Consider the following 25,467-nt stretch of genomic DNA (forward strand, 5'->3'; position numbering starts at 1 on the left):
GACCCCTCTCTTTCAACCTGCTATACTGACTTTAATGGAATAATTAGAATATTCCATAATTACTTGAAGGAGGTCGATGTGCAGTGAAAATCCTAAGTAACGAACAGTTGATGGCCGCTTATCGAGATGCTGAAAAACACGGAGAACAAGATACTCAGAACATATTGCGCAAGGAAATTAAAAAAAGAGGGATCCACGCTGGCCGCAGCAAAAGATAAAATCTTCTACATAACACGGAGTCTGAAAAAGACTTCGTGTTTTTTTAATGTAAAAATGGACAATAAAAAAGCTGGCAGATGCCAGCTTTTTTATCATCACTGCTTATAATTCATTATCCTTCAAGCAATAAATCCTCAGGGTTCTCCAATAAGTTTTTAACCATTGCCAGGAAGCTCACGGCTTCTTTGCCATCAATAATTCTGTGGTCATATGATAGTGCAATGTACATCATTGGACGGTTTTCCATTTTCTCAGCATCTATGGCAACAGGACGCAGCTGAATGGTGTGCATTCCGAGTATACCTACCTGTGGGCCGTTCAAAATAGGAGTTGATAATAGAGAGCCAAATACACCGCCGTTTGTAATGGTGAATGACCCGCCTTGCAAATCGCTTAATTGAAGTTTCTTGTTTTTTGCTTTTGTAGCCAGCTCAACAATTTCTCCTTCAATTTCTGCAAAATTCTTGCGATCGCAATCTCTCACTATTGGAACAACCAGCCCGTCATCAGTAGAAACCGCAACGCCTACATCATAATATTTTTTAAGGACTACTTCATCGCCATCAATTTCTGCATTCACATATGGATACTTTTTCAGTGCAGCAACCACTGCTTTAGTGAAGAAGGACATGAAGCCTAAACGTACATCGTGAGTATCAAAGAATTTATCTTTCTTGCGCTTGCGCAGATCCATTACGTGCGTCATATCAATTTCGTTGAAAGTGGTAAGCATTGCAGCTGTCTGCTGCACCTCAACCAGACGATTCGCAATCGTTTGGCGTCGTCTGGACATTTTTTCACGTACGACAGGTTTTGTGTCTGCTTTTTTCGTTTCCTGGGCTGGCTTGGCAGAACCGGAGCTTTTCTCTGGTTTTTTGCTTTCAGCCGGCTTGGAAGAGTGTGATTCCACATCCTGTTTTCTCACGCGGCCCATAGGGTCAACTGTTGAAACCTGAGACAGGTCAATTCCTTTTTCTCTTGCCAGCTTTCTGGCTGCTGGAGAAGCAATCGTGCGCTCTTTCTTTTGATTGTGAGGAACCTCTTCAATTTCATCAGAAGCTTCTTCCTGAACTTCTTCACCTTTTTCTTCTTTTGGCTGCTCAGAAGATTTTTCCTCGGATTTGGATTCTGTGTCTTCTTCTTTTTTTGATTCAGTGTCACCTGAAGATGATCCATCTCCCGCCTCTACAATCGCGATGACCTGACCTACTTCAACGGTCTCCCCTTCATCAGCTTTATGTTCTTTAATAACACCCGCTTCTTCTGAAATAACTTCAACGTTTACCTTATCTGTTTCAAGTTCTACAATGTATTCGCCTTTTTCTACCTGATCCCCCGGCTGCTTGAGCCACTGGGCAATGGTTCCTTCTGTAATCGATTCTGCTAATTCCGGTACTTTAATTTCTGCCACTGCGGCTTCCTCCTCTGTTAGATCGATCTAGTTCTTTGTTACAGCATTTGTTAAAATTCGATTTTGTTCTTTTTTATGAACCGTCGGATCCCCTTCAGCCGGGCTGCTTCTTCTTCGGCGGCCGATATATTCAACAGAAATATGTTCCGGGGCAGATTTTATTAAACGTGGTTCAATAAATGTCCATGCTCCCATATTTTTCGGTTCTTCCTGAACCCATTTAATCTCTTTAAGGTTTGGATACCTGGAAATAATCTCTTTCACATTTTCCATTGGGAAAGGATAAATTTCTTCGATACGGATTAAATGCAGCCAGTCATTATTTTCTTCATTTGCTGCTTTTTCAATTAAATCGATGCCGATTTTGCCTGCAGAAAAGACAAGTCGTTCCACTTTATCATGCTTTTGACCGTATTGATCGTGCTCAATAAGAGGTTTGAACGTTCCTTCTGTAAATTCATTTACTTCTCTTGAAACCTGCGGGTGACGAAGAAGGCTTTTCGGTGTCATAATCACCAGCGGCCTGATTTCTTCCCGTTTTAATATAGCTGCCTGCCTGCGCAGGATATGGAAATATTGAGCTGAACTCGTCAGATTCGCAACCGTCCAGTTATTTTCAGCAGCAAGCGTTAAAAATCGTTCCATTCGTGCAGATGAGTGCTCAGGTCCCTGTCCTTCATAGCCATGAGGGAGCAGCATAACCAAGCCGGATTTCTGACCCCATTTTGCTCGGCTGGAAGAAACAAACTGATCGAACATAACCTGAGCCATATTGGCAAAGTCGCCATATTGAGCTTCCCACAGCACCAATGTTTCAGGAGAAAGAACGTTGTAGCCGTATTCGTATCCCACCACTGCTGCTTCAGTCAGGGGACTATTATACACAACAAATGAAGCTTTAGCTCCATCAATATGGTGCAGCGGTGTTAATTCTTCTCCTGTTTTTTCATCATGCAGCACAAGATGACGGTGAGCGAACGTTCCACGCTGGGAATCCTGACCGGTTAAACGAATCGGGACACCGTCCTGCAAAATCGCACCAAATGCAAGTGTTTCAGCATGCGCCCAGTCTATCTTTCCTTCTTTAGTGAAAGGATCCTGTCTTCTTTTCAAAATCTTTTCAAGCTTTTTAAATACATTGAAATCTTTCCAATTAAGAAGGTCTTCATTTAATTTCCGCAGCTGATCAATGCCGACGGATGTAGTAATTTCATCCAGTGGATTAACCACTTTTTCCGGAGGATCCATCTCAGCGTCCGGGTCTTTTTCACTCTTTGGAACAGAATCGTATGCTTTTTGAAGGTGTTCCTGGTTGGATTCGCGCATTTTAGAAGCCTCATCCGCAGTTAATAAACCTTCATCAACCAATTGTTTTTCATATATTTTTCTTACATTATCGTGTTTATTGACAATGGTATACATTTTTGGATTTGTAACCATCGGCTCGTCCATCTCGTTGTGTCCGAAACGGCGGTAGCCAATCAAATCAATCACAAAATCCTTTCCGAATTTTGAGCGGTATTCATAAGCCATCATGGCTGCAGCCAGACATGCTTCAGGATCATCTGCATTGACATGAACAATCGGTACTTCAAATCCTTTTGCTGTATCAGATGCATATTGCGTTGAACGGGAGTCAAAGGATTCAGTTGTGAACCCAATCATATTATTTGCAATAACATGTATGGAACCGCCAGTATGGTATCCTCTCAGCTGGCTCATATTCAACGTTTCCGCTACGATGCCCTGACCAGGAAAAGCTGCATCACCGTGAATCATAATGGCGAGTGACGATTCCTTTTTCAGTTCCGGATAGCCTGGATTGCTCCGGTCCTCCTGAGCTGCACGTGTATAGCCGGCAACAATCGGACTTACTACTTCCAAATGACTTGGGTTATTCGCTAGTGTAATGCGTGTTTTAACGGAATTTTCTTTTTTTACATTCCTATCTGCACCTAAATGGTATTTTACATCTCCAGTCCACCCGTATGTAATGCCTATTGATCCTTCTGAAGGAATCAGATCCTTGCTTGGTGAGTGCTGGAATTCTGCAAATATCATTTCATATGGCTTTTCAAGCACATGGGCAAGAACGTTTAAACGCCCCCTGTGCGCCATACCAATGTTGATGGATTCGGCTCCTTTTTCAACAGCCGCCTGGATGATTTCATCAAGCAGAGGAACCATGGCATCGAGTCCTTCTATTGAAAATCTCTTTTGTCCCACAAATGTTTTGTGAACAAAATTTTCAAAACCTTCTACCTGAATCAGCCTGTTTAACAGGGCTTCTTTCTTTTCACTGTTAATGGTCTCATCCAGCTTGCCTGATTCAATGTAGTTTTTCAGCCATGCTTTTTCTTCTTTATTGTGCACATGGGCATATTCAAAAGCTATCGATTTGGTATACATCTTTTTTAAATACTGAATCGCTTCATAACCGGTTGTAACCTCTGGGACAGAGTTGGTTATAAGGATGTTTTCAGGGATCTTTTCAAGATCTTCTTTAGTTAAATTATACGAATTCAATTCAATTCTGTTTGTATCCTTTTCCCTGTCATTCAAAGGATTGATATCTGCTGCCAGATGACCATACGTTCGGATGGCATCGGCAAGCTGGACAGCTGCAATAACCTTGCTGTAGTCTGTTCCCTCGATGGCTGTAGAAGATGAGTGTTCCTCTTTTACAGAAGCAGGAGATCCATATTCTTTAAAATAGGCCTGCAGCTCTTCATCCAGCTGATCTGGATTTTCCAGATACAGATCATACATCTCCATCATATAGCCCAGATTAGGACCGGAAAAGTTTAAATGATTTAAATCCTGTTGTTCCGACTGTTTTCTCATTATGAAAACCTCCAACATGTTGGACATCAGCACTTCTTTTTAGATCGATGCTAATGCTATGTAAAAATAGTAATTACATGGTTCTAAAACGCTTACAGAAACATTTTATCACTGTAAAGGAACGAGTTAAAGCCTTTCCCACTTTTTTTTCAAAAAATAAAAGCCGAAAAGAGGGTGTTGAATAACTATTCAGTATTCATTTTTACTCGTTTTATCGAAAAGAGAAAGTACCGTGACGAGAAATACGGGAATCTTTTTTAAGGACAAAGCATATATCACTATGTAAGGGGGTGAGAAAATGGACTTTTGGCAATCATTATTTCCAAAAACCAACTCACCAAATGACTGGCAGGATTGGCTTCAAAAATATATGCAGCAATCCTTTGAAAATCAGCAAAAGCCAACTGATCCATCTTTTCAACCATCGGTCCCTCAATCATCCTATACCCTATTTGAATCATTTCATTATCTTTTTATTCATATTTCTATTAAAAACCACTCGCTTAACGAAATTAAAGTGCATCACAGCCTGACTCAGGTCCTTGTTCACATCCCGGATGAGCCAGTCATAAAAATTACACTCCCCGAACCCATATCCAGAAAAGGGGCGACAGCAGAAGCCAAGGATGGGACGCTTGAAATCAAACTGCCTAAAATCGCCCATCAATTTGAAATGGAGCTTCCTATTGACTCCATTGATTAATCTGCGAAAGGGATCTTGATGATCATGCTGGTCCCTTTATTCACCTTGCTTTTTACAGTGATCTCTCCCTGATAAAGATCCAGAAGTTTCTTGGCAATGGATAAACCCAGCCCATTTCCTCCTTCATTTCTGCTCCGGGCTTTGTCCACACGGTAAAACCGGTCAAATATTTTTGGAACATGCTCCGGTGCTATACCAGGACCGTTATCTTCCACAGAAATCACGCAGTACCCTTTATCCGTTGTCGATCGGATGGTGAACGGTTCGGTCTCAGGTGAATATTTTATCGCATTTTCAATTAAGATTATTAAAACTTGCTCAAGGTGCAGCGGATCTATTTTCCCGGCATGCTTGCTATCTTCCAGTTCAGTCCGAATCCCTCTGTAAGAATAGATGCCATTAATTCTTTTAATTACACTTTGAATGACTTCATTTGGAAAGGCTCTTGCGTCCTGGATATACCCAACTTCTCTGTCTGCTTTTGATAACAGCAGCAATTCATTCACCAGCCTTTTAATCCGGTCCAGCTCCTGAATAGAAATGCCGAGTGATTCTTCAAGAACTTCAGGATCGTGCTTTCCCCAGCGGTTGATGAGGGAAAGGTGGCCCTCAATAATTTGAATGGGCGTTCGTAATTCATGTGAAGCATCTTCAACAAACTGACGCTGCTTCGTAAAGGTGGACTCCAGTTCATCCATCATGTCATTAAAAATTTCAACCAGTCCGCCAATTTCATCCTGTACATCTGGAAGCTCTAATTGTTTTTGAAAGCCCTCATTTTGCGTTTTTTTCATCGCACGCCCCAGGGAAACCACAGGCGCAATTAACCGGCCGGATAAGAGGTAAGCCACAATTCCGCTTATAAACAGCGAACCTAATCCGAGTACGATCGATAAAAGAATCATATACGCCTGCATGGATTGCAGCTGATTAAGGGGATGAATAACTTCCGCGTAGCCATTAAACTGCTGGGATCGAATGGGCGATCTTCCAATTAAGACTTCCTGCTGACCTGCATCTCCTTTGTCAATCCTTCTTGTCTGAACAGGTTCAAATGGTACGCTTGAAACGCGTTCCTCGCTTTGAATAACAAACAGTTCAAAGCCATCCTGATTGTACAAGCGGATCGTCTGGCCTTTTTCGTAAATCTGCTCCAGCAAGTCACGGCTTTCATACACATCATCTGTCGTAACTCTAGGACCACGGCTCTCATAAAATTGAGATAAGTCATTTAAAATTGAATTCACTGAGTTTTCTTCTTCCTGCAGCATCCATTGACTCATCGCTGTAATTAAAATGAGGCTGAAGATGCTAAAGGTGACAAAAATGGTGGCCGCTCCTGCTATCGTCCATTTCCAGCGGAGGGACAACCGATTCCACACTGCTTTTAGCTTATTCATTCTCTCATCACATACCCTGCTCCGCGAATCGTTTGAATGTAGCTTGGACCCTCTTTGGAATCAATCTTATGCCTGAGATGCCGGATATAAACATCTACTACATTTGTTTCCACTTCTGAATCGTACCCCCATACCCGTTCAAGAATCCGGTCCCGGGTTAAGACGATATTTTTATTTTCAATCAGCATATGAAGCAAATCAAATTCCTTTTTGGTCAGGGTAATTTCGTGGTTCTCTCTTGTGACACGGTAAGAATCCAAATCCACTTTCAGTTCACGAAATTTCAAAATAGTGGTTGGATCGCTTGAGTCTGTTTCCGCGGTTCTCCTGGTCAGAGCCCTCATTCTTGCGAGAAGCTCTTCAATCGCGAATGGTTTCACAATATAATCATCCGCCCCGCTGTCAAGACCTGAGACTCTGTCCATAACCCCGTCTTTTGCTGTAATCATGATAACCGGAGTTTTTTTCACCTGCCGGATTCTCCTGCAGACCTCCATTCCATTTAATGAAGGAAGCATTAAATCCAGTAAAATAATATCAAAATTTTTCTCAAGAGCAAGAGTCAGCCCTTCTCTCCCATCTAAAGAAACGTCAACAGAATAGCCTTCATGCTTCAGTTCCAATTCAATAAATCGCGCAAGATTTTTTTCATCCTCAACTACCAGTACATTTCTCTCCATTTTCAGTCGGCTCCTTAAAAATCAGATGTATCCGGATAAAGACGCTCTAAGGCATGCGCCAGTCCAAAATGATTTTCAGTCCATCCTTCTTCTCCTCGGGTGTTGATTTGTACCCTCACCGTTTCTCCTGAAATACTCAGGGCAGGACTGTACCCTCTGCGTTCCACTTCTCCTGCTGCTTCGTTTAGAAAATGCAGACCGTCCTGAAAAGATTGAAAAGAGAAGGTTTTTTGAATTTCTCCCTCATCATTCATTTCCCAATTTAGTAAAGTAGATAATCTTTCCTGAATTTGAGCAGGGGTTAATGTCATATGATTCACTCCTTAAGCGATTCTTTTGTATGAAATGACAATGGGATTTGTTTTTCTCTTGCACTTATCAGTATAGATCACTCTTTTTCATAAAGCAGACTATACCTTTCTTTACCTGTAGAATGCAAAACGAAAACCAGGCCGTCTGTAAAACAGACAGCCTGGCGTTCTATTGACGGGAAGCAGGAGTTCCAACAGCTGCTTCTATCAATTGAGTAATCTCTTCTCTTTTACCCTGATGCATAAGGTCTACAATCCGGCTTCCGACTATAACGCCGTCCCCGAGTGACGAAATTTCCTTTACCTGCTCAGGAGTGGAGATTCCAAATCCCGCCATTACCGGCACAGAGCTGTGTTTTTTAAGGGAATAAATAAAGCTTTCCAGGTTTTCGCTGACCGCTGATCTGGCCCCAGTGATGCCCGTTACCGTTACAGCGTATAAGAATCCTTCTGAGGCTTTAGCAAGACGTTCGATCCGGTGGTCCGGACTTGTTAGTGTCACGAGCTGAATTAAAGCCAGGTCGGTTTGATTCATATGTTCTTCAATTAATGGCCGCTGCTCTAAAGGTACATCCGGAATAATGATTCCATCTACACCGGCTGTTTGACAGTCCTTGAAAAATTGGGACAAACCGTATTTAAATAAAGGATTAATATAGGTCATCAAAACAATAGGGATGGAAACTTCTTCTCTGCATGATGCAAGAGCTGTCATCAGTTTTTTGACGGTTGCTCCGCTTTCAAGCGCCCTTTGTCCTGCGTCCTGAATAGTCGGACCATCTGCCACCGGATCTGAAAAAGGAATTCCGAGCTCCACTGCCGTTGCACCGGCTTTTTCAAGAAATAGCAGCTGTTCTTTTAAATGGCTCAGATCCGGATCACCTGCCATTATATACGGGATAAACGCTTTGTTTCCTCTTTCGACGACCTTTTCGATTGCTTGCTGCAGCTGTTCTTTACCCATTTTGGCGTTCCTCCAATGCACTTTTAACCGTCATAACGTCTTTGTCTCCACGTCCGGACAAGCAAATCACAATGATTTCATCTTTAGGTGAATTTTTTGCCAGCTCCACCGCATGATGAATGGCATGTGCCGTTTCCAATGCTGGAATGATCCCTTCCGTTCTGCACATCAGCTGAAGGGCATCGAGTGCCTCATCGTCTGTGACGGAAGTATATTGAACTCGTTTTGTTTCATGTAGAAAGCTATGTTCAGGACCTACCCCTGGGTAGTCAAGACCGGCAGAAATCGAGTGTGCTTCCTGAATTTGTCCGTCTTCATTTTGAAGTAAATACATTAGAGACCCATGGAGAATGCCTACTTCACCGGCTGTTAGTGTCGCTGCATGCTTGCCAGTCTGAATCCCGCTGCCTGCAGCTTCTACTCCCACAAGTTTTACTTCCTCGTCCTCAATGAAAGGATAGAACATGCCCATTGCATTGCTTCCTCCGCCGATGCACGCAACGATGGTATCCGGCAAACGCTGCTCTTTGTCCAGGATTTGCTGTTTCGTCTCTTTTCCTATTACACTTTGAAAATCCCGAACCATTTGTGGAAAAGGATGAGGACCAAGGACCGATCCAATGATGTAATGCGTATCCTCCACGTTGCTGACCCAATATCTCATTGCTTCATTGACCGCATCTTTTAATGTACCGCTTCCGTGCGTCACGCTAATGACTTTAGCGCCTAGTAGCTCCATTCGAAATACGTTTAACTGTTGTCTTCTGATGTCTTCTTCTCCCATAAAGATGACACAGTCAAGATTCAGCAGGGCGCAAACAGTAGCCGTTGCTACACCGTGCTGTCCCGCACCGGTTTCTGCTACAATTTTTTTCTTGCCCATTCGCACTGCAAGAAGAGACTGGCCAATTGTATTGTTTATTTTATGGGCACCCGTATGATTTAAATCTTCTCTTTTTAAATAGATTTTTGCGCCACCTGTATGTTTTGTCAGGTTTTCTGCAAAATAAAGTGGATTTTCTCTGCCAATATAATCTTTTAAATAATGCTCAAGAAGCTCGTGAAATGCCGGGTCTTTCTGCGCTTCCTCATATGCTTCCTGCAGTTCCAATACTGCCTGCATCAGCGTTTCCGGAACAAACCGGCCGCCAAATTGTCCGAATTGCCCATTTTGATCTGGTTGAATATAAGTCGTCATTGCGCCGCACTCCTTTTTGCTTCTTTGATAAAAGCGATCATTTTGTTTATGTCTTTTTCTCCATCTATTTCCACTCCGCTTGATACATCCACAGCATAAGGCTGCACTTGTTGTACAGCTTCATAAACATTTTCAGGCGTCAATCCTCCTGCAAGCACCAGCCTCTCTGGCAGACTGCCTTCTGGAATAAGGGACCAGTCAAAACGCTTGCCGCTTCCCCCTCTATAATCCGTTCCAGGTGCATCAACTAGGTAATAGTCGACGTCATAGTCTTTCATTCTTTCAAAATCCTTTGCTGAAGTAATACTAAACGCCTTCATAACGGGCTTTTTCTGATTTCTGCAAAACTCCGGACTCTCATCTCCGTGAAGCTGGATAATATCAAGATTAGCTTTTTGAACTGCCTCATCTATTTCTTCTTGGGCTGGATTAACAAACACACCGACTCGTTTTATATGCGGCGGGCCCACTGCAGCCAGTTCCTCTGCTCTTTCAACCGATATTTTTCTTTTGCTATCTGCAAACATCAAACCGATGTAATCTGCTCCGGCTTCTGCTGCCGCTTCTAAATGGCTGGGTTTTTGTATTCCGCAAAGCTTGACTTTCATTCTTTCTCACCAGCTAAGGGCACTTGCAGGGAAGTCAGAAGGTTTCCTGCATCACTTGATTTCATCAGTACCTCTCCAACGAGAACGCCGCTAGCGCCAAAGGCTGCCGCCTGCTGGGCCTCGTGCGGAGATAGAATACCGCTCTCACTGATAAAGTGCACTTCCTGTAAAGGCATTTTCTCGGCTAATTTTCCACTGATCTCTAAATCTACTTCAAACGTTTTAAGATTGCGGTTATTCACACCGATTAACGCAGCTCCCACTTCTAGTGCACGTTCGAGTTCTTCTTCATCGTGAACCTCCACCAGCACTTCCAGTTCCAACTGAACCGCTTTTTGATATAAATCAAGCAGTGTTTTCTGGTCTAGTGCTGCTGCAATAAGCAAAATGATGGACGCGCCTGCTTCTTTAGCCCGTCTGATCTGTACTTCATCAATAATAAAATCCTTGCATAATACCGGAATAGAAACCGATGCTGCCACATTTGTCAGATCTTCCATTGACCCCTGGAAAAATTCCTCATCCGTCAGTACGGAAATCGCAGAGGCTCCATGAGATTCGTAGAGCTTCGCCTGTTTTACAGGATCAATAGAGCCATTGATCAATCCCTTAGAAGGAGAGGCACGTTTGATTTCAGCGATTACACCCAAGTGACTGCGCTGATTCAGCGCATCCTCAAGTCTGACAACAGATGGTTTATTCAGTTTTTTGTTCAGTTTTAACGCTGGATCATTCTTAATGCTTTCGACTTCCTTTGCTTTATACCGGAGAATCTTATCCAAAATGGTGTTGCTCATTTTGCCAGCTCCTTTTGATTGCTGTAATGAATTAAATCAGTTAACCGCTTTAAGGCAGCCTGGGAGTCAATGCTTTTTTTAGCAGCCTCTATCCCATCTTCTATAGAAGGGGCTGAGCCATGGGCAAACAGGGCAATACCTGCATTCAGCAGCACCGTATCACGATAAACCGAATCCTCACCCGATAAAACCGATTGTAAAATGGCGGCGTTATCAAGTGGTCCGCCTCCCCGTATTTTTTCGTTAGGGACAGCTTTCAAACCCACATCCTCCGGGCTTATAACGACACTTCGTATACTGCCATCTTCTACGACCGCTAGATGGTTTTCTCCTGAAAGCGACGCTTCATCCATATGGCCGGCGCCGCTGATCACAACCCCTTTTCTTCTGCCCAGACGGATAAGTGCTTCTGCCATTGTATGGAGCATATCACGTCTGTATATACCCACCAGCTGAGTATCAAGTTCCACGGGATTTGTCAGCGGTCCAATCAAATTAAAGATGGTTGGCACCCCAAGTTCTTTTCTTGCAGTCATCACTTTTCGAATGCCCGGGTGCACATGGGGAGCAAACAAAAAGGCGATTTTATTTTTCTCAAGCAGGTCTCTTACTTCTTCAGCCGTAAAATCGAGCCTTACGCCGAGGTGCTCAAGGACATCTGCACTTCCAGTTTTACTCGATATACTTCTGTTTCCATGTTTGGCAATTGGGACATCAGCTCCAGCAATAACGAAAGCCGAGCAGGTTGAAATATTAAAGCTCTGCGAACCATCCCCGCCGGTACCGCAATTATCCATGACATTTTGTAGCGGGGAATCTATTTGCATCGCATGTCTTCTTACGACCTTAACAAGCCCAACGATTTCGTCAGCTGTTTCTCCCTTTTCCTTTAATGCAAGAAGAAACGCTTTAATCGTCTCATTGTCTGTTTTTTCATCAAACATGGCTTCACTTGCTGTGATCATCTCTTCTTCTGTCAAATGAAGTCCCTGCTGAACGTTTAAAAGTGCTTTTTTCATTATGCTCCACTCTCCTGTCTCTTCTCGTCTGTTCTCTCATTTTCCCTACTCAACTAATGAATGGACTGCCTGCTTTATGAGATTCATACCATCAGCCGTTCCGATGGATTCCGGATGAAACTGTAAACCTAGTATAGGGAATTTCCGATGCCTCAATGCCATAATGACATTATCATCTGTTGATGTTGCAATTTCTTCCAGCTCTTGTGGCAGCGTGGAACGATTTACAATCAAGGAGTGATAACGCATGACTTCTATCTCATTCCCTCGACCAAAAAGCTCCTGTGCCTGATAGGTAATCCTCGATACCTTTCCGTGCATTACATTCGGCGTTTTCTCAACAGTCGCGCCAAACGCGGTTCCTATCGCCTGATGACCCAGGCAAACTCCCAATATCGGAGTGTATGACCCAATCTTCTGAATCATCTCGATGCAAATCCCTGCATCATCAGGGTGCCCTGGGCCGGGTGAAATCACAATTAATGAAGGGTTCAGCTTTTGAATGTCTTCTAGTGTAATCTGATCATTTCTAACCACCTTGACTTCATCAATCTCACCTAAATATTGATACAAATTATACGTAAACGAGTCATAATTATCGATTAAAAGGATCATGATCTAACCTCCAATAGCGAACGGGCTTTATTTAAGGTTTCTTCATATTCCATCTCAGGAACCGAATCATATACGACTCCTGCACCCGCCTGCACGTAGGCGACCTGTTCTTTAATCACCATGGTCCGAATGGCAAGAGCAAAATCAAGATTGCCGTCAAACCCGACATAGCCAACAGCTCCTGCGTAAACACCGCGTTTAGCAGGTTCATATTCATTAATCAGCTGCATGGCTCTGATTTTTGGGGCTCCTGAAACCGTTCCGGCAGGCAATGTTGAAACAAGTGCTTCAAGACCGGTCATATTTTCAGTCAATTGCCCTTTCACCTCTGACACAATATGCATCACATGCTGATATTTTTCAATGGTCATATATTTTGTCAGCTGAACGGTTCCGATTTTGCATACTCTCCCAAGATCATTTCGTCCAAGATCGACCAGCATCCGGTGCTCAGCCAGCTCTTTTTCATCGCTCAACAGCTCTTCTTCAAGAAGCTGATCTTCCTGCTTTGATTTTCCTCTTTTCCGCGTACCTGCAATCGGGTTGGTTGTAACGTCTCTGCCAGCAACCTTTATTAAGCTTTCAGGCGAAGCACCAAGTACCGTATAGTCCTCAAACTCAATAAAAAACATATAAGGAGAAGGATTATCCTGTCTTAGTTTGCGGTAAAAAGAAAAAGCAGAACCGGTAAATTCAGCACTTAGCCGTTGTGACAGGACGAGCTGAAAAATATCGCCTTCTTTAATGTGCTCTTTAGCGCTCTGAACCGCATTCATATACTCCTGCTTATCAATATTAGATTCATATGTCAGGATTGACAACGGATCGAGCCCGGTCTGGACATTTTGAAAATCTGTCAGCTGAGCTTCGATCGCTCCTAGCTTGGCATCAAGCTGTTCTTCCGTAAAGTGGTTCTGAGGATTTAAAACGGTAATCGTCACCTCATGGCGCTTATGATCATACATAATCATCGTGTCATAGAGCATTAAATGAATATCCGGCATCTGCAGTTCATCGCTTGGCATGCTGCCGATATCCTCATACATCCTAATGGCGTCGTAGCCAATATAGCCAATTGCACCTCCCGCAAATGGGTGATTGTCTGGTGGCGTAATTTGCTGATTTTTTAAGTATTGTTCAATGATTTGAAGGGGTTTTCCGGTTTCCGCTTTTTTATCGGCTGCTAAATAATCGTGAATGACCGCTTCGTTATCTTTTCCAGTGATTTCAGCATACGGATTAGCCGCTATAAACGAATATCTGCCGGTTTCTTCATGCTTTAACGAACTTTCAAGCAGGCATTTCTTCTTTCCTTTTACACTTTGAAATATTGTAATGGGCGTTAAGGAATCCCCGTTTACTACTTTTCTTCTGACTCTGCTCATCTCTTCTTTTCTCAACTTTTCCACCTCTTAATTTAGAATAAATAAAAAAACTCCGCGCAGAAAAGTCTGCACGGAGGACGGGAACAACCCGCGGTACCACCTCACGTTAGAGCGGAAAACCGCTCTCACTTTAGCACCTGTTAACGGGGATGAACCGTCTGTTTTTACTTTCTTCAAAACAGCTCTCCTGGACCCATTCACACAATCCGCTCTCCTGCTTTCACCAGCCGCAGGCTCTCTTTAGTCAGCAAGTATTGTGCTACTCTTTCCAGTCATTGAAGTCACTTATTCTTGTAATGAAAAACGGGCCTCCCCGTCCTGTAAAAAAGGACGGGAAGACCCGTGATACCACCTTTGTTGATTTCAAAAGAAACCCACTCATTGCAGGAAGCAATTATTTCGCCCTCCTGCCACTGTTATCGGTTGTGAACCGTCTGTGCCTACCTCCAATTGGTCTCAGCCAGATACTCCAAAGTCCATTCCCATAAATTCTTTTACTGGTTTTCACCACCCACCAGCTCTCTTAAAAAAGAAGATTATGGTACTTCTCTTCTTCATCGCGTTAAAATATTTTGATTGTTTATTATATTAGTACGAACCAAATTAAATGTCAACCATCAACCTGTTATTTTACAGTAAAGCTTTTTTCTTTTTTAACAGCCCTTTGCCAATCAAAAAAGTTAAAAAGAAAAAGACGATGGCGACTGCTTCCAGCTGCAAAATGTATACCCATCCTTCACCGAATAGAGAAAGAGCCGTATCCGAAACAGGCGGTCCAGCCAGAAAAAAATAATTTGCATCCAGCAGGCTGTTCACAAAACCAATAGGAATCGCTGCCGCGTTTAAAGCAGCAAAGGCGATGAACATCGACCGGACAGGCAGTTTTGTATGATCTCTGTAAAGCAGATAAATCGCCGTAATGGGAATCGCAATATGCTGGAAGAAAAATTTCCAATAGAAGTAATGCGGAAACCCATATACCAAGTCCGGTGTTAATAAAGCAAAAACCGGCGGAAAAAAAGCAACGTAAAAGAAGAAATAAAATATAGAGGTGCTTTTCCTGAATAATAAATACATGCCAAAAAACGTACTGAAGGAACATAACTGAATCGGAATAAAATATCTCGCATCCCAGATCCCAACAGAAAGGGACCAAATCTGATAGGTAAGTTCAGAAAAGAGCAGGATGGCTGTCAAAGTCCAAACGATCACTTTGTGATTTTTCTGCGTTAGGCTTTTACTGAACAGTTGGACAGAAGCAATAAAAACCAGCCCGAAAAAGAGAATCATGGCAACATGACTGAAAGAGAAAAGAGTAAATGGATTATAATCAGTTGGTGAAAATACGATCCCCACTCCTTCCCCTCCGTTTTTTCGGTTTATTTATCTAAGCCTGGCAAATGCCCCGTTACGAATTCTCTTGAAGCCTCTGCCATTCTCTGATAGATCAGTTCCTCTCCAGTGCTTTTCACATGCTGAACTGCAGGAATGATCTCGTTTTCACTGAACTCAAGTGTATATTCATCTGTGAACGTCGCATTTCCAATTAAATCAATATGGTGAAACTGATCGTCTTTTCTATGAATGACGCATTTTACACGGCCCCCATCATTATAGACATCAATGGGAATGCCAGCTTCTCCCTGCTCCAGCATAACCTGAATCAAACTTGAAGAAGACATAGCTGTACCACAGGCGTTGGTAAATCCAACCCCTCTTTCATAAGTTCGCACAAAAATTTGATTAGGTTCAAGTGGTACTACAAAGCTCACGTTAACCCCATCTGTAAACCACTGATTAGGAGAATTTAATGATTGTGCGAGCTTCTGCTGCAGCCCGCTGAGCAGCTGTTCTTCTGTTACCTGAGTAATCAAGTGAGGGTTTGGTACGGCTAAAGCCGAAAAACGCAGAGTTTCATGCCACTCGGGTACAACTTGATTAAAAAGTGTCTCCTGATCAAGCTGAAGGGGGAGTGAATCAAGCTGAAAGAGGATAGGAGAGATCTCAACTGCATAGGTAGGGATATCCTCATAAAGAGATTCAACCTTTTCAACTGTCAGGTCAGCTTTCATGGTTTCCACTTTAAACTTCTGCACCTCGTCCCGTTCAGCGATATAGCGTGCAGCACAGCGCAGCCCATTTCCGCACATGGATGCTTCAGAGCCATCTGAGTTAAACACACGCATTTTCGCCTGTGCAGTGCGGCTTTCTGTTATGTACAGGATGCCATCCCCTCCAATGGAATTGCTGCGGTCGCATAAATGAACCGCAAGAGAAGCGCGCTGGTCATCATTTAACACTAAACGTTCCTGTTCATCTATAATTATAAAATCATTTTTTGATCCATGACTTTTCATCACTGAAATTTTCATCCTGTTTCCTCTCGCTTTCGTAGTTTCATTTAAGGTTGCCATATTCTCATTTTTTTCGCAAGATTGATATACTGCTAATATAGAAGCCAATGAAAAATTGAGGTGATGACATGTTTGAAGAATTTAAATTTTATTTTGATATTCACAAGGTAGAAAAAATGGAAAGCGACCGTTACTTAATATACGTTAAAACGAGAATATTGGATCACGAAAAAATGGATTATTTTGAAGGTGTGATTCGTGTAGAACTGAATCCCGTAGGCATCTATCCTAAGCCTTTAGACATTGCATCAGCAGTAGCTCCTAAAAATCTAAGAGGAAAATTAGGATCCGAATTAAAGCGCTATATAAAGCCTCAAAAAAGATTTTTATATGAACTGGCTTGAATCTTTTGAGAGGGAAAAAAATTAAAAAGCCGCAGGTGAGTCCTTTAACGGACCTGCCGGCGGCTTTTCGCTGTTAACGAACGTTTATATAAATGGAAGATAATGAAGTACAAAATAAAGCAGAAATAGCGCTGCGATACTGTATAGCGGAATGGACACTTCCTTTGCTCTTCCCATAATGAATTTCATAAATGGATATAAAATAAACCCAATAGCAATTCCGTCTGCAATACTGAACGTAAATGGAATCATGACAATCAGCATAATCGCAGGAATCGATTCAGTAAAGTCCTCCATATTCATATGACGCATATGCTGAATCATTAAGATGCCAATAATTATTAAGATCGGTGCCACAGCATGATCCGGTATATACCCCATATATGGAATGAACAAGGTTGAGGCAAGAAATAACACACCGATCGTTAAAGAAGTCAGTCCGGTTCTTCCTCCGGCTGCCATAGCAGCTGTAGACTCTACAGTAGAAACGGTCGGACTGGTGCCTAAAAAGCCTGAACTAAAAGCAGATAAAGCATTTGCCTTCAAAGCCGGGCTATAGGTCTCAGGTCTTTTAATAAAACTGGCGTGGCCGTGTATCAGCCCTATGTTTTCAAAAACCAGCACCATGGTCAGGGAAAATATTCCGACCCAAAAAGGAATTTCAAGCCATCTTTCAAATGATAATTCAAACCAGATTAATGAATCCCACGATAGAGACTCACTTGTATTTGGCGGTTGAATACCCAATACAAATGACAGTGCGGTTCCAAATAAAATGGTCCATAAAAAATGACCCGGAACATTTTTTACAAAGAGAATAAATGCCACAAGCAGCGTCAAAATAGTCGCAAGTGCTGCCGGCTGAGCAAAATCCCCTATGGCAATCAACGAATTTTCGCCCTGAACCACAAGACCGCCTTTTTCGAGGCCGATCAGCAGAAGAAAAAAGCCCAAACCCACGGTGATCGCATCTTTTAACGATTGAGGAATGGCATCATTTAAAATTCCCGACAGCCTGGTAAAAGCGACGATAATAAATAGAACTCCTGACATTGCCACAATGCCGAGTGCTTCCTGCCATGTAAAGCCCATCGCCTGAACCAGCGTGTACGTGAACATGGCGTTGATGCCCATGCCTGGAACCAAAATAATCGGAGCATTTCCAATAAAGGCCATTAAAAAACAACCTAAAGCACACGTCATAATGGTTGCGATGACAGCTCCCTCAAACGGCATCCCCGATTGAGATAAAATGAGTGCATTGACCGCGATAATGTACACGATCGTAAAAAATCCTACTACTCCAGCCATCACTTCCTGTTTAAAAGAAGTCTGATGAGTGGTTAAACCAAAAAAATCTCCTATCACTTTCATATAATTGCCTGCCTTTGCAAGCGCCCTCTCCCTACCCGCTCAACCTCATTACAAAGTCAGCCACAAGCTGTTATTATACTGTCATTAAAAGAAATTGTCATTACTTTTTTTGAACTGAAACAAAATGAAGAGCCCGAGACAAAAAAAGCGTCTCTGGCTCTTTGACCGGTTCGCTTCACTTCAGGCGGACGCTTTCCGCAGGGACGGCGCAGAGCCTTTTCAGGGCCTTGCCCTGCAAAGTCTCAGCTTGCCGTCATATCCTGCAGGGAGTCGCCACCTTCCGCTCCGCGCACCTCCTACTGTTAATAGATAATGCTCATTTTTACCTTTTTTCAGGTATGGGAATCGACCTCTTTTTAGTATATAACTTAATGATTGACCAAATGATCACCTAAAAAAATTAAACGTCCATGCTTTTGAAGAGGCTTGCCATTTCAATCGCTGCTGTTGCTGCTTCCCAGCCTTTATTTCCTGCTTTTGTTCCTGCACGCTCAATTGCCTGCTCGATTGTATCGGTAGTAAGCACTCCAAAAATAACCGGCAGTCCTTCATTAAGGGCAATATTTGCTACACCTTTTGCTACTTCCCCGCTGACATATTCAAAATGAGGGGTTGCGCCGCGAATAACGGTGCCAAGTGTGATAACCGCATCGTATTTGCCTGACTTCGCTAATTTCTGAGCCGCAACAGGAATTTCAAAAACACCCGGCACCCACGCAACTGAAACGTCTTCTTCCTTTACACCGTGCCGGCGAAGCGCGTCCTCTGCTCCTCCAAGCAATTTGCTTGTGATAAATTCGTTGAAGCGGCCTACTACGATTGCCACCTTAAGATCTGTTCCGATTAAATGTCCTTCATAAACGTTTTTCATGAATGATTCCTCCTAGAATTTAAGCATGTGTCCAAGCTTTGATTTTTTTGTTTCCATGTATTTTGCATTTTGTTCTTTTGTCGGCATCTGAATGGCTACACGTTCCACTACTTTTAAGCCGTAGCCTTTTACACCCGCAATTTTTCTTGGATTGTTGGTCAGGATTCTCATATTGGTTACTCCAAGATCCTTTAGGATTTGTGCGCCAATCCCGTAATCGCGCAGGTCTGCCGCAAACCCAAGCTTCTGATTTGCTTCAACGGTGTCGAGTCCTTCTTCCTGCAGCTTATAGGCTTTAAGCTTGTTAATAAGACCGATTCCGCGCCCTTCCTGTCTCATGTACAGAAGGATGCCGTTGCCTTCTTTTTCAATTTGAGAAAGTGCCGCATGAAGCTGAGGACCGCAGTCGCAGCGATTCGAACCAAACACATCACCCGTCAGACACTCTGAATGTACACGGACCAGCACAGGATCCACTGATGAGATATCGCCCTTTACAAGCGCGACATGCTCCTGGCCTGTCAGAGTTTCTGTATAAGCGACAGCTCTAAACTCCCCATATTCGGTAGGCATCTGTACTTCCACTTCACGCTGAATCAGTTTTTCTTTATTTCTGCGGTACGCAATCAGGTCCTGAATCGTGATCATCTTTAAATTAAATTTATCAGCGATTTCTTTAAGCTGCGGCACACGAGCCATGGTACCGTCCTCTTTAATGATTTCACAGATCACACCTGAAGGCTTTGCACCTGATAAAACGGCTAGATCAACCGCTGCTTCTGTATGACCTGCACGTTTCAGTACACCACCCGGCTTCGCTACTAAAGGAAAAATATGACCAGGGCGGTTAAAATCAGCCGCTTTGGCTTCTGGCTTGATCAGTTCTCTTACAGTCAAAGCCCGCTCCGGTGCACTGATTCCGGTAGTCGTTTGAACATGATCCACACTCACTGTAAAAGCGGTGCCGTGAGAATCGGTATTGGTATCTGTCATCGGCTTCAGCTGAAGCTCTTTTGCACGCTCCTCAGTAATTGGCACACACACCAGTCCACGGCCTTCTGTAATCATAAAATTTATAGTTTCTGCCGTCACATTTTCAGACAGCGCGATAAAGTCACCTTCATTCTCCCGGTCTTCATCATCGACCACGATCACCACTTTACCTGCTTTTAAATCCTCAATTGCTTCTTCAATACGATCGAACATACAGACAGCCTCCCTAATTCATAAATCCGTATTTTTGCAAAAATGCTTCGTCTACCCCTTTTTTCTTTGCAGACGCTGCAGGCTGAACAAATCGGTGAATATATTTCGCAATCATATCACATTCAATATTCACGAGATCTCCCACTCTCTTTTTACCGAGCACCGATTCTTCTACGGTTTGTGGAATGAGGGAAATCATAATCGCCGATTCCTCCACATCAAAAATGGTTAAGGATGTGCCATCTACAGAAACGGATCCCTTCAATATAAAATAAGGCATTAAAGAAGGGTCCATTTCAATATAAATGTAAATCGCATTTTCCTTCTGCTGAGTGGAACGAATGGTCCCAGTGCCGTCAATATGACCGGATACAAAATGTCCGCCAAATCTGCCGTTCGCAGACATCGCACGCTCTAAATTCACTTTCGAGCCGACCTTTAACTGATGAATCGTCGATGCCTTGACCGTTTCCGGCATGACATCCACTGTAAATGTGTTTTTGGAAAAACCGGTTACCGTTAAACAAACCCCGTTTACAGAAATGCTGTCACCGAGGTGAACATCGCTGACCACTTTGGGTCCTTCAATGGAAAGCACCATGGACTCTCTGCCCCTGTTGATGGAGACCACTGCCCCAACTTCTTCCACGATTCCTGTGAACAATGTCTCTCACCCTTTCTTAAGTTAACGTTGCTGTTACTTTGATATCCCGTCCGACTGTTTTTATTTCTTGTATGGAAAGGTCAACTGCTTCATTCATTGTCAGCACACCTTCTCCATTAAATACAGAAAAAGCATCTCTTGAACCGATGATCTTTGGCGCAATATAGATAATCATGCGGTCCACCGCTTTTTGATCTAAAAAAGCACCGTGAATCTTCGCGCCGCCTTCTACATAAAGAGAAAGGATTTTTTCTTTCCCGAGCAGGGATAAAAGCTCAGGAAGCTCTATCGATTCCGCTTGCATTCTGATAACACGGACATGAGCAACCCCCGTTAAAAGTGATTCTTTTTCCTCAGAAGCCTCACTTCCGCATATGACCCAGGTTGGAGAAAGACCATCTGTTAATACAGCAGAAGTTGTCGGGATAGACAAAGAAGTGTCAAGCACAATCCGTACAGGTGAAATGGCATCTCCGTGAAGTCTCGCAGTTAATGATGGATTGTCCTGCTTCACCGTATTTGCTCCCACTAATATCGCATCATGCAGATGACGATCGAGATGAACGTCTTCACGCGCTTCCTCAGACGTAATCCACTTACTGCTGCCGGAGCTTGTCGCAATCTTGCCATCAAGAGTCATCGCTGCTTTCAGCGTCACGAACGGCTTTTGAGTGGCAGTGTGATGAAAGAAGAATTCATTTAATTGAAGCGCTTCTTCTTTTAAGACACCGACAGTCACATCGAGTCCGGCTTCTTCCAGTTTTTTGAGTCCTCTGCCTGCGACAAGAGGGTTCGGATCAACAGATGCCACAACGACCCTCGCCAGTTTCTTTTCAATAATCAAATCCGCACAAGGCGGGGTTTTGCCATAGTGTGAGCACGGCTCAAGCGTCACGTAAATTGTACCGCCTTCTGCCTGATCGCCTGCCTGCTTCAATGCATGCACTTCTGCATGGCCTTCACCGGGTTTTAAATGAGCGCCCATACCAACTGCACGGCCATGATTGACTACAACAGCCCCCACAGCAGGATTGGGAGAGGTCTGGCCCATCGTACTTCTTGCCATCTCAATCGCTAATTTCATCCATTTTTCATCCATCAAATCATCCTCATCGGAAGAATTAAGCCAAAAAAGCCCCTTTTGTACAAAAGGGGCTTTTAAAAAATCGCTAAATAAACGGGCACCGCAATAGGAAACGGTCCGCGTATATTTCCTTCTCTCATCCAGACTATCACTGTCGGCTTTGGAGTTTCACCAAATCCACCGGCATCGCCGGGTCACGGACTAAGGACACAACAGCTGTCCATCACCGCCGGTAGGGACTTACACCCTGCCCCGAAGGAACACTGATTCAATTGTATTCTCATTATGTCCTATGAAACGTTGTCTTGTAAAGGTTTTTGTCTCCAGCTTACCTTTGCTTCTTTGTCCATTCTCGTCCCCAGTTTTGAATTTCGTCCCCATTTCGTCCTCAAAAATATTTAGACTTCTAAATATTTAAGTTATAAGTCAGTTGCCTAAGTAGATTAATTCTTTTCCAGCTTTACTACTTATTTTTAAGCTAGCATTAGCATGAACTCTATCTGTGTATTCGCCCTTACCCAAACCAACTTTTCTAAAATCGAAAGTAATATTTTCATCTCTTGCATCAAATATAAATTCATTATTCTTTATTTTTGCATTAAACTTTATTAAATTTATCATTCCGTTTTTTTCTTTCTCTTCAATTAACTTAGTCAAAGTATTTTTCACTAATGGATCCATCGTAGCTTTAATATCTTTAATAACATCTACTATAGACTTCCGCTCAAATCTAACTTGTATAAAATTTGATCTGTTAGCAGTCTTAAATAGTATTTCTTTTCCAGAAGACATGCAGTCTACATCTTCCAGTCTCATATGATTTATTAGCATATCATTATTTTTAATTTCAGCAACTACTTCTCGATTTTCATTCCATAGCAGTGCATTAATCGATAATCTGCCCTTATGATCTTGCTGCAAACTAAATAACTCAATGTTGTTAATCCTAAGATTAAATGAAGATCCCAAGAAATAGTTAGACCCTGTAACTAAAAAAGCTTCGGCGATACTCCATTCAAGTTTACCTTTAGCAGGTTCTCTGACTTTGATATTTTTCATATCATGTAAATCTTGAACCGACCAAGTCTGCTGATCCGCCTGTCTATGGTGAGTAGGACATAAAGCGATCATTCCATCTTGGTTATGCATCTTACCTTCACGGTAAGGGGGGTCAAAATGGTGATACTCTAAAAATGGAACTCTACATCCTTCAACTGGACAACCAAATCCAACCTCTTTCCTTAAATATCTTCTTTTTTTCCTTCCTATTGGATCTCTCCCCATTTCAGTCCTCCTATTGTGAACTTCATAAATTTAATCAATTATCTGTGATTATAAATGAATAAAAATTATTATTTTGTCTTTTTATGTCGAAAATAGAACTATCATATGGTTCTATAGATAACTTTGAAAAATTAGACTATATCCTTGTCAGTGCCATTATATGTCTCTAAGATTTACATTCATCGATCACTACTAATATGTAAATTTGATATTTATTACCTGTTTTTATGTAGAATTCTTATCAAAAATTTAGATTATAGTTACATTTATATAAAACAAAAATTTCTCGTTACTCTTATAATAGGTATATAACACCTGATACCAGTACTTACGGATCAGAGTCAGGAAAAAGAGGGAATTAAAATTTGAGCCAATTTAAAAAATTAAATAAGAGGAATTCAACAGTTTTTAATTTTGCCAATGAGCAATTTCGTACCATCCAGAATCCGATTAGGATTAATAATGAAACTTATAGTGCTGTCGCTTTATACTACATTGATAACGAGTATGAGGGAGAGTGGGAGAGAATTAATTTTAATTCTTTAGATGGTCCAGGAGCTTGTGATTGGGATAATCCTTTAATCTTAAAACCATCATATGAAGATGCTCTAATGGACAATAACTTATTGATAAATGGAGATAATTAATGAAACGAGAGTTTTCGACTTCCATATCTTTAGTGTTCCGTATTATTAAATATGTACAGGATTCACTTGATCCTTTAAAAGTTGATGTGCAACTTAGTACAAAGATAAAACCCCTAACCCCTGGAGTTTAGGATACTATGTATTCTTGTACTTAAATTTGCTGGCATTTCTTTTATAGTGTTCCTTCATTTAAAAATCTAAGCTTAATGTCATATCATTAAACAGAGTATCATACTATCGGTAAGCACAAAATTGTACTCTGGAGGATATTATTCATCAGAATTCAAACTGTTTATTCACTAATTAGATGCACTTATTAATGAAAAACAGCAAGTGTATTAAACGAAATTATATTACTTCTTACCAACATTTCCCTTCATTAATAGAAAAATGGAAAGGAGACAAGATCAAATATGGGAGGTCTTACTGATGTTCCCGGAATCATGGTGGGAAATGCTGAAGACGAAAGCGGTCGCACTGTTTGTACAGTAATTCTTTACCCTGAAGGGGCTGTCCCTGGCGTGGATATTAGAGGGGGATCCCCTGGAACTGAACTAACTGACGCCATTCGACCTGGGACATCTACGGAGGTGATACATGCAGTCCTCCTCACTGGTGGAAGTAATTTTGGACTGGCAGCCACGGATGGAGTGATGCGTTGGCTAAGTGAGAGAGGTATTGGCCATAAGACAGGAGTAGGTCCATTGCCTTCTGTGCCCGCAGCGGTAATCTATGATATTGTTTACGCGAAAGGTTCACGAAGGCCAAACACACAAATGGGTTACGCTGCTTGTCAAGCTGCAAATGCAGGTTCTGTGAAGGAAGGTAGCGTTGGTGCTGGAGCAGGTGCAACTTTAGGGAAAATTTACGGTCTACCAATGAAAGGTGGTTTGGGTAGTGCATCATGGACTATCCCCGGCGGTCCTGTGGTGGCAGCTTTGGCGATTGTAAACGCACTTGGTGACATCTGGAATAAGGGGAGCATTATCGCTGGAGCCCTAAGACCTGACGGAACTTTCGTCAACCAAACTCGGGCAATGTTAGACGGAGATGTACCACTTGGCTTGAGGACTAAGAGTACTACACTTGCTGTTATCGCGACAAATGCAATACTGACCAAATCTGAAGCCAGTCGAGTAGCAACTATCGCTCATGACGGATTGGCCCGAGCCATTTCCCCTTCACATCTTCAAGAGGACGGAGATACAGTTTTCTGCCTAGCCACAGGTACCGATACAAGCGGATTAACAGGTGATTTTGCCGTGGATTCAGTGGGTACCGCAGCTGCATTGGTATTGGAAGAGGCCATTATACGCGAAGTACAAATGGCCTATAAAAACACTAATTAAAAACTTGAGCAAATCCCTCTGCTACTAGATGAGGGATTGTTTTTTCATATAATAATCAAAGAAATTGTTTTCTTAG

Annotated in this window: 25 protein-coding genes, 1 riboswitch and 2 other annotated features; of the genes, 5 read left to right on the forward strand and 20 right to left on the reverse strand. The window is 42.5% G+C overall.

The features are described from left to right. Positions 1-83: 83 nt before the first annotated feature. Positions 84-218, forward strand: a complete 135-nt coding sequence (locus ACQCT8_RS05000) for a sporulation histidine kinase inhibitor Sda (protein ID WP_156969499.1) — start codon at positions 84-86, stop codon at positions 216-218. Between the two features lie 113 nt (positions 219-331). On the opposite strand, the gene odhB is transcribed toward ACQCT8_RS05000, so the two are convergent. Together odhB and ACQCT8_RS05010 are read right to left on the reverse strand one after the other, a co-directional pair. After that, the gene (odhB, locus tag ACQCT8_RS05005) at positions 332-1,630 is read right to left on the reverse strand and encodes a 2-oxoglutarate dehydrogenase complex dihydrolipoyllysine-residue succinyltransferase (protein ID WP_426869002.1); all 1,299 of its coding nucleotides are present in this window, start codon (positions 1,628-1,630) and stop codon (positions 332-334) included. 27 nt (positions 1,631-1,657) lie between these two features. Continuing rightward, entirely contained in the window at positions 1,658-4,474 is a 2,817-nt protein-coding gene (locus tag ACQCT8_RS05010; RefSeq protein WP_426869004.1) for a 2-oxoglutarate dehydrogenase E1 component, read from the reverse strand. Between the two features lie 298 nt (positions 4,475-4,772). Between ACQCT8_RS05010 and ACQCT8_RS05015 the strand changes: the two genes are divergently transcribed. After that, a complete protein-coding gene (locus ACQCT8_RS05015; protein WP_426869006.1) occupies positions 4,773-5,177 on the forward strand; it encodes an Hsp20/alpha crystallin family protein in 405 nt (134 codons plus the stop codon). On the opposite strand, the gene ACQCT8_RS05020 is transcribed toward ACQCT8_RS05015, so the two are convergent. From ACQCT8_RS05020 to dapF, 12 genes are all read right to left on the reverse strand, one after another. After that, entirely contained in the window at positions 5,174-6,577 is a 1,404-nt protein-coding gene (locus ACQCT8_RS05020) for a sensor histidine kinase (RefSeq protein ID WP_426869008.1), read from the reverse strand. The two genes, ACQCT8_RS05015 and ACQCT8_RS05020, sit on opposite strands and share 4 nt — an antisense overlap. After that, on the reverse strand, positions 6,574-7,257 hold the full coding sequence (locus tag ACQCT8_RS05025) for a response regulator transcription factor (RefSeq protein ID WP_426869010.1): 684 nt from the start codon (positions 7,255-7,257) through the stop codon (positions 6,574-6,576). Before ACQCT8_RS05025 ends, ACQCT8_RS05020 begins: the two co-directional genes overlap by 4 nt. A 14-nt stretch (positions 7,258-7,271) precedes the next feature. Continuing rightward, a complete protein-coding gene (locus ACQCT8_RS05030) occupies positions 7,272-7,568 on the reverse strand; it encodes a 4a-hydroxytetrahydrobiopterin dehydratase (RefSeq protein ID WP_426869012.1) in 297 nt (98 codons plus the stop codon). Between the two features lie 169 nt (positions 7,569-7,737). Next, complete coding sequence (trpA, locus tag ACQCT8_RS05035) at positions 7,738-8,532, reverse strand: tryptophan synthase subunit alpha (protein ID WP_426869014.1); 795 nt, start codon at positions 8,530-8,532, stop codon at positions 7,738-7,740. After that, positions 8,525-9,730: a tryptophan synthase subunit beta gene (trpB, locus tag ACQCT8_RS05040; protein WP_426869017.1), complete on the reverse strand. Its 1,206-nt coding sequence runs from the start codon at positions 9,728-9,730 to the stop codon at positions 8,525-8,527. Before trpB ends, trpA begins: the two co-directional genes overlap by 8 nt. Next, positions 9,727-10,338, reverse strand: coding sequence for a phosphoribosylanthranilate isomerase (locus ACQCT8_RS05045; RefSeq protein WP_426869019.1), 612 nt, complete (start codon positions 10,336-10,338; stop codon positions 9,727-9,729). Before ACQCT8_RS05045 ends, trpB begins: the two co-directional genes overlap by 4 nt. Beyond that, a complete protein-coding gene (gene trpC / locus ACQCT8_RS05050; protein ID WP_426869021.1) occupies positions 10,335-11,135 on the reverse strand; it encodes an indole-3-glycerol phosphate synthase TrpC in 801 nt (266 codons plus the stop codon). Before trpC ends, ACQCT8_RS05045 begins: the two co-directional genes overlap by 4 nt. Then, entirely contained in the window at positions 11,132-12,154 is a 1,023-nt protein-coding gene (gene trpD, locus ACQCT8_RS05055) for an anthranilate phosphoribosyltransferase (RefSeq protein WP_426869023.1), read from the reverse strand. Before trpD ends, trpC begins: the two co-directional genes overlap by 4 nt. Positions 12,155-12,199: 45 nt before the next feature. Then, positions 12,200-12,769 (reverse strand): anthranilate synthase component II, encoded by a 570-nt coding sequence (locus ACQCT8_RS05060; protein ID WP_426869025.1) that lies wholly within the window; start codon positions 12,767-12,769, stop codon positions 12,200-12,202. Next, positions 12,766-14,169, reverse strand: a complete 1,404-nt coding sequence (gene trpE / locus ACQCT8_RS05065) for an anthranilate synthase component I (RefSeq protein WP_426869027.1) — start codon at positions 14,167-14,169, stop codon at positions 12,766-12,768. The genes ACQCT8_RS05060 and trpE overlap by 4 nt, the downstream gene beginning before the upstream one ends. 55 nt (positions 14,170-14,224) lie before the next feature. Next, positions 14,225-14,439, reverse strand: a binding site (T-box leader). Between the two features lie 38 nt (positions 14,440-14,477). Then, positions 14,478-14,721 (reverse strand) — a binding site (T-box leader). A 63-nt stretch (positions 14,722-14,784) separates the two neighbouring features. Further along, positions 14,785-15,510 carry a TIGR02206 family membrane protein gene (locus ACQCT8_RS05070; protein WP_426869029.1) on the reverse strand — a complete coding sequence of 242 codons (726 nt, stop codon included), beginning with the start codon at positions 15,508-15,510 and terminating at the stop codon, positions 14,785-14,787. Positions 15,511-15,533: 23 nt separating this feature from the next. Then, positions 15,534-16,526, reverse strand: a complete 993-nt coding sequence (gene dapF / locus ACQCT8_RS05075) for a diaminopimelate epimerase (protein WP_426869031.1) — start codon at positions 16,524-16,526, stop codon at positions 15,534-15,536. Between the two features lie 110 nt (positions 16,527-16,636). Between dapF and ACQCT8_RS05080 the strand changes: the two genes are divergently transcribed. Further along, positions 16,637-16,912 (forward strand): hypothetical protein, encoded by a 276-nt coding sequence (locus ACQCT8_RS05080; RefSeq protein WP_426869033.1) that lies wholly within the window; start codon positions 16,637-16,639, stop codon positions 16,910-16,912. An 84-nt stretch (positions 16,913-16,996) separates the two neighbouring features. Here ACQCT8_RS05080 and ACQCT8_RS05085 read toward each other — a convergent pair whose 3' ends face one another. The 6 genes from ACQCT8_RS05085 to ACQCT8_RS05110 all read right to left on the reverse strand — a co-directional run bounded on the left by ACQCT8_RS05085 (position 16,997) and on the right by ACQCT8_RS05110 (position 23,395). After that, the gene (locus ACQCT8_RS05085; protein WP_426869035.1) at positions 16,997-18,286 is read right to left on the reverse strand and encodes an NCS2 family permease; all 1,290 of its coding nucleotides are present in this window, start codon (positions 18,284-18,286) and stop codon (positions 16,997-16,999) included. 400 nt (positions 18,287-18,686) lie between these two features. After that, positions 18,687-19,157 carry a 6,7-dimethyl-8-ribityllumazine synthase gene (ribH, locus tag ACQCT8_RS05090; RefSeq protein WP_278239214.1) on the reverse strand — a complete coding sequence of 157 codons (471 nt, stop codon included), beginning with the start codon at positions 19,155-19,157 and terminating at the stop codon, positions 18,687-18,689. Between the two features lie 12 nt (positions 19,158-19,169). Further along, on the reverse strand, positions 19,170-20,363 hold the full coding sequence (locus tag ACQCT8_RS05095) for a bifunctional 3,4-dihydroxy-2-butanone-4-phosphate synthase/GTP cyclohydrolase II (RefSeq protein ID WP_426869038.1): 1,194 nt from the start codon (positions 20,361-20,363) through the stop codon (positions 19,170-19,172). Positions 20,364-20,376: 13 nt separating this feature from the next. Next, entirely contained in the window at positions 20,377-21,027 is a 651-nt protein-coding gene (gene ribE / locus ACQCT8_RS05100; RefSeq protein ID WP_426869040.1) for a riboflavin synthase, read from the reverse strand. 16 nt (positions 21,028-21,043) lie between these two features. Continuing rightward, positions 21,044-22,129: a bifunctional diaminohydroxyphosphoribosylaminopyrimidine deaminase/5-amino-6-(5-phosphoribosylamino)uracil reductase RibD gene (gene ribD / locus ACQCT8_RS05105; protein WP_426869042.1), complete on the reverse strand. Its 1,086-nt coding sequence runs from the start codon at positions 22,127-22,129 to the stop codon at positions 21,044-21,046. Positions 22,130-22,235: 106 nt separating this feature from the next. Next, positions 22,236-22,375, reverse strand: a riboswitch (FMN riboswitch). 162 nt (positions 22,376-22,537) lie between these two features. After that, complete coding sequence (locus ACQCT8_RS05110; RefSeq protein ID WP_426869044.1) at positions 22,538-23,395, reverse strand: HNH endonuclease signature motif containing protein; 858 nt, start codon at positions 23,393-23,395, stop codon at positions 22,538-22,540. Between the two features lie 365 nt (positions 23,396-23,760). On the opposite strand from ACQCT8_RS05110, the gene ACQCT8_RS05115 reads away from it, so the two are divergent. Both ACQCT8_RS05115 and ACQCT8_RS05120 read left to right on the forward strand, forming a co-directional pair. Then, positions 23,761-24,042, forward strand: coding sequence for a hypothetical protein (locus tag ACQCT8_RS05115; protein WP_426869047.1), 282 nt, complete (start codon positions 23,761-23,763; stop codon positions 24,040-24,042). Between the two features lie 413 nt (positions 24,043-24,455). Continuing rightward, complete coding sequence (locus tag ACQCT8_RS05120; protein WP_426869049.1) at positions 24,456-25,391, forward strand: P1 family peptidase; 936 nt, start codon at positions 24,456-24,458, stop codon at positions 25,389-25,391. The last annotated feature ends 76 nt before the right edge of the window (positions 25,392-25,467 follow it).

The organism is Jeotgalibacillus proteolyticus, assembly GCF_050107735.1.
GTDB lineage: Bacteria > Bacillota > Bacilli > Bacillales > Jeotgalibacillaceae > Jeotgalibacillus > Jeotgalibacillus proteolyticus_A.

Excerpts from the sequence above, each read along its gene's own strand:
- ACQCT8_RS05010 (WP_426869004.1), bottom strand. The coding sequence starts at position 4,474 with ATGAGAAAACAGTCGGAACAACAGGATTTAAATCATTTAAACTTTTCC.
- ACQCT8_RS05015 (WP_426869006.1), top strand. The coding sequence starts at position 4,773 with ATGGACTTTTGGCAATCATTATTTCCAAAAACCAACTCACCAAATGAC.
- ACQCT8_RS05020 (WP_426869008.1), bottom strand. The coding sequence starts at position 6,577 with ATGAATAAGCTAAAAGCAGTGTGGAATCGGTTGTCCCTCCGCTGGAAA.
- ACQCT8_RS05025 (WP_426869010.1), bottom strand. The coding sequence starts at position 7,257 with ATGGAGAGAAATGTACTGGTAGTTGAGGATGAAAAAAATCTTGCGCGA.
- ACQCT8_RS05030 (WP_426869012.1), bottom strand. The coding sequence starts at position 7,568 with ATGACATTAACCCCTGCTCAAATTCAGGAAAGATTATCTACTTTACTA.
- trpA (WP_426869014.1), bottom strand. The coding sequence starts at position 8,532 with ATGGGTAAAGAACAGCTGCAGCAAGCAATCGAAAAGGTCGTCGAAAGA.
- trpB (WP_426869017.1), bottom strand. The coding sequence starts at position 9,730 with ATGACGACTTATATTCAACCAGATCAAAATGGGCAATTCGGACAATTT.
- ACQCT8_RS05045 (WP_426869019.1), bottom strand. The coding sequence starts at position 10,338 with ATGAAAGTCAAGCTTTGCGGAATACAAAAACCCAGCCATTTAGAAGCG.
- trpC (WP_426869021.1), bottom strand. The coding sequence starts at position 11,135 with ATGAGCAACACCATTTTGGATAAGATTCTCCGGTATAAAGCAAAGGAA.
- trpD (WP_426869023.1), bottom strand. The coding sequence starts at position 12,154 with ATGAAAAAAGCACTTTTAAACGTTCAGCAGGGACTTCATTTGACAGAA.
- ACQCT8_RS05060 (WP_426869025.1), bottom strand. The coding sequence starts at position 12,769 with ATGATCCTTTTAATCGATAATTATGACTCGTTTACGTATAATTTGTAT.
- dapF (WP_426869031.1), bottom strand. The coding sequence starts at position 16,526 with ATGAAAATTTCAGTGATGAAAAGTCATGGATCAAAAAATGATTTTATA.
- ACQCT8_RS05080 (WP_426869033.1), top strand. The coding sequence starts at position 16,637 with ATGTTTGAAGAATTTAAATTTTATTTTGATATTCACAAGGTAGAAAAA.
- ACQCT8_RS05085 (WP_426869035.1), bottom strand. The coding sequence starts at position 18,286 with ATGAAAGTGATAGGAGATTTTTTTGGTTTAACCACTCATCAGACTTCT.
- ribH (WP_278239214.1), bottom strand. The coding sequence starts at position 19,157 with ATGAAAAACGTTTATGAAGGACATTTAATCGGAACAGATCTTAAGGTG.
- ACQCT8_RS05095 (WP_426869038.1), bottom strand. The coding sequence starts at position 20,363 with ATGTTCGATCGTATTGAAGAAGCAATTGAGGATTTAAAAGCAGGTAAA.
- ACQCT8_RS05110 (WP_426869044.1), bottom strand. The coding sequence starts at position 23,395 with ATGGGGAGAGATCCAATAGGAAGGAAAAAAAGAAGATATTTAAGGAAA.
- ACQCT8_RS05120 (WP_426869049.1), top strand. The coding sequence starts at position 24,456 with ATGGGAGGTCTTACTGATGTTCCCGGAATCATGGTGGGAAATGCTGAA.